We start from the raw sequence: 3,564 nt of genomic DNA on the forward strand, positions 1-3,564 counted from the left end.
GGACCACGCCTACCTGCCGGTGGCGTTGCTGCGCCGTGGCGTGATTACGGCGGCGGTGGCGGGGGAGGTGGCGAGCACGCCCTTCCAGGCGGCCGAACGGACCGTGCGTGAGAATGGCCTGGAGCAGCATGTCAGCGTGCGCCTGGCCGATGGACTGGCGGCAATCAAACCGGCAGACCGGATCACTGCGATCAGCGTCTGCGGCATGGGCGGCGAAACGATCCGCGACATTCTGGAAGGCGGCAAGGCGCACCTCAACGGTGGGGAACGCCTGATCCTGCAACCCAACGGCGGCGAGCAACCGCTGCGCCGATGGCTGATGGACAACGGCTACCGCATCCTTGGCGAAGAGTTGCTGCGGGAAAACCGCTTCTACTACGAGATCATCATCGCCGAGTGCACCGGACCTGTGGCCTACACCGCCGAGCAGCTGTACTTCGGCCCCTTGCAGATGCGCGCGCGCAGCCCGGAGTTCCTCGCCAAGTGGCAGCGCATGCTGCGCCAGAAACACAAGACCCTTGCCAGTTTCGAACAGGCACGGCAGGCGGTGGCGCTGGATAAAATCCAGGAGATTGAGCAGCAGGCCCGGTGGATTACTGCGTTGCTGAGTTAGGTTCAACCTGGAGAAGTCCCCAATCCCCTGTGGTGAGCGGGCTTGCCCCGCTTTGGGGCGCGTAGCGGCCCCAAATGGGCGCGGTGCGGTGTGTCGGGTATCCAGGGTTGGATGGTTTTGAGACTGCTGCGCAGCCCAGCGCGGGGCAAGCCCGCTCGCCACAAGGGGAGCGGGGAGGATGGGATATGTTTCAATAGGCCCCATTATTCGTTTGAACGGGAACCCCGACGATGGCTGACACCACCGACCAAGCTTTCTACGACCGCGCCGACGCGCATATCGAACTGTCCAACGAGCAGCTCAAGACCTGTGAAAACCTCGGCGAGGTCAGTGCCTCGATGATGTTCGGCACCACCCGCTTCAACGCCTGGGCCAGCGCACGCAACTTCAAATCCGGCGCTGAGATGGCCGAGGCGCGCGAGGCGATGTTGAAGTATTTCTGTGATCAGTACCGGATGATGCTTGAGGATAACCTGGACGATCACATCAATAATTTCAGTCAGTACATGCGGGTCAAATAGGCCGGCAGTCCGGGTCTTGTCCGTCGTTAGCCGCGGTCGTTGCGCTAACGGTTACAGGTGTGCCCCAGACCCTGAGTGCTTTTGCCCCATTTTCGCGCATGACGCGTTGGCCATTGGCCGCCAAACCGCCTATTCCGGGGCACGCTACCAGCGGCCCGTATCTTGCTAGAGCCTTCTCAATCAATGACATGGCGTTTTGCCGTTAGTCATTTCAAGGCTTCGCCCCGCGGTGCACCGCGTGGGTGGTTTGAGGGAGTAGTCGGACATGCACAGCTTGTTATCACCCGGTATCCGCCTGCTCGGACGTTTCGGCTTTGCGCGCAAATTCCAGATTCTGTTTTTCCTGTTCATGCTGCCTCTGGCGGGTAGCTTGTGGATGATCGGCCAGGACTATCGCGAAAAATTAAGTGTGATTTCCAGCGAACAGTCCGGCGTTCGTCAGCTGTTGGCCCTGGACTCGCTCGATGGCCAGCTGACGGCTCAGCGCAACCTGGCCGCGCGCTGGAAAGCCGCGGATATCCTGCACGCGCCGACGCCGGCAGCGAAAGCGGCGATGGACAAGGTGGACGCGAATTTCCCGGTCATCCTGCAAAGCCTGCAAGCCTTGGGCGATGCGCTGAAAACCCAGAACGCCAGCGCCGACACCCTGGCCCGCTTTGAAGGGCTGCAGGCCACGGTCACGGGCATGGACTCCCAGTCCTTGCGCACCGTGGGCTGGTGGCCGGACGGTTACGACCGCTTCACCTCGGCCCTGACCGCGATGCAAACCCTGCGCGAACAGATCACCCTGGACGCGGGCCTGATCCTCGATCCGTGGCTTGAAACCTACATGCTCATGCAGATGGGCACCCAGCACACGCCTGACCTGATCGAGCGCATCGGCCGTATGGCCAGCGTCGGGCAGTCGTCGATCTCCTCAGGGCAGTTCACCTTGCAGAGCCGTTTGCAGATGCGCGATTTGCGCAGTCGCATCGGCGATGCGCGGGACCAGTTGGCCAAGGCCGCGGCCTCGCTCAAGGCCAAGCAGTTCGCTGGAATGGAGCCATGGACCGCGCAATACGACAGCAGCCTGCAGGTGCTGGACAGCGAACTCAAGGTGCTCGATGACGGGGTGTTCGGTGGCACTATCAAGCTCGACACGGCCGGTTTCGAGCGCAGTATCGACGCCACGCTCAGCAGCCTCGGCGCGCTGCGCGTTCAGTCGCTGACCTCGATGAATGCGCGCCTGGGCTACTACCGCGACCACGCGAACCGGCAGTTCATCCCCTTGGCGCTGACCTTCGGCGTGCTGGCGTTGGCCGCGCTGTACTTGTTCATCTGCCTGCAAGCTTCGATTCGCCGCAGTGCCAGCGGCATCACCACGCTGGCCGAGTCGCTGCGCGATGGCAACCTGTGCGTGGAAGTGGCGGTAGAAGGGCGCGACGAACTCGCGGCGATCAGCACCGCGCTCAACGTGGCGGTGGTGCAGTTGCGCACCAGCCTGCTGGGGGTCAATCACGAAACCCAGCAACTCGGTTCAGCGGTGCTGACGCTCAATACGCAATCGGGCAGCACCCTGACCGAAGTTGAAGACCAGCAACACCAGATCAGCCAGATTGCTGCTGCCGCGACCCAACTGGCGGCCACCTCGATGGGCGTCGCCCGCAGCTGCGAACAAGCCTCGGGCAGTGCCCAGCAAACCCGGCGCATCGCCGAAGACAGCAGCCGCGACAGCCAGCGCACCACGGCCAGCATCCAGCAGCTCAACCAGCGCCTGACCGACACTGCCAATGCGCTGGAGCAAGTCAGCCAGCAGGGCCAACAGATCCAGTCAGTGGTCGACACCATCCGGGGCATCGCCGAGCAGACCAACCTGCTGGCCCTCAACGCCGCCATCGAAGCCGCACGCGCCGGTGAACAAGGCCGGGGCTTTGCCGTGGTGGCCGACGAAGTGCGCAGCCTGTCGCAACGCACCCAGGCCTCGACCGCGCAAATAGCTGGTACGGTGGACAGCCTGCGCGCGACCGTGAGCCAGGCGGTCACCCTGATGGGTGCCGCGTGCGAGCAGGCGCTCACCGATGCGGAATCGGTCACCGGGCTGGGCACGCGACTGGGCGAGATCGCTGGCGCCGTGCAGAACGTCACCGACACCCTGGCGCAAATCGCCACGGCGGTGGAAGAACAAGCGGCGACGGCGGATGAAGTCAGCGGCAATATCCAGCAAGTCGACCAGGCCGCAGGGCGTTTGCTGGACGGCGCACGCGCGGTCAACCGCGCAGCGGACACCCTGAGCAAAGGCAGCCAGGCATTGAGCGACAACACCGCGCGGTTTCGCCTGGGCTGAGACGTCACGGTAGCCCGTCAATTTTACGGGTCGCACACTATTCTTGTGGGAGCGGGCTTGCTCGCGAATGCGCAGTGTCAGTCACTGGACCTGTGACTGTCTCAGCG

Annotated in this window: 3 protein-coding genes; all 3 read left to right on the plus strand. The window is 63.4% G+C overall.

What is annotated here, in order from left to right:
• Window positions 1–613: tRNA (adenine(22)-N(1))-methyltransferase (locus tag WBR57_RS08115; RefSeq protein ID WP_424083381.1), on the plus strand; the 613-nt coding region annotated here is incomplete at its 5' end.
• A 230-nt stretch (window positions 614–843) separates the two neighbouring features.
• Window positions 844–1,134 carry a DUF3144 domain-containing protein gene (locus WBR57_RS08120; RefSeq protein ID WP_424083382.1) on the plus strand — a complete coding sequence of 97 codons (291 nt, stop codon included), beginning with the start codon at window positions 844–846 and terminating at the stop codon, window positions 1,132–1,134.
• A 1,630-nt stretch (window positions 1,135–2,764) separates the two neighbouring features.
• Complete coding sequence (locus tag WBR57_RS08125; RefSeq protein ID WP_424083383.1) at window positions 2,765–3,457, plus strand: methyl-accepting chemotaxis protein; 693 nt, start codon at window positions 2,765–2,767, stop codon at window positions 3,455–3,457.
• Window positions 3,458–3,564: the final 107 nt, after the last annotated feature.

The sequence above is a fragment of the Pseudomonas sp. genome, assembly GCF_049590575.1.
Taxonomy (GTDB): Bacteria; Pseudomonadota; Gammaproteobacteria; order Pseudomonadales; family Pseudomonadaceae; genus Aquipseudomonas.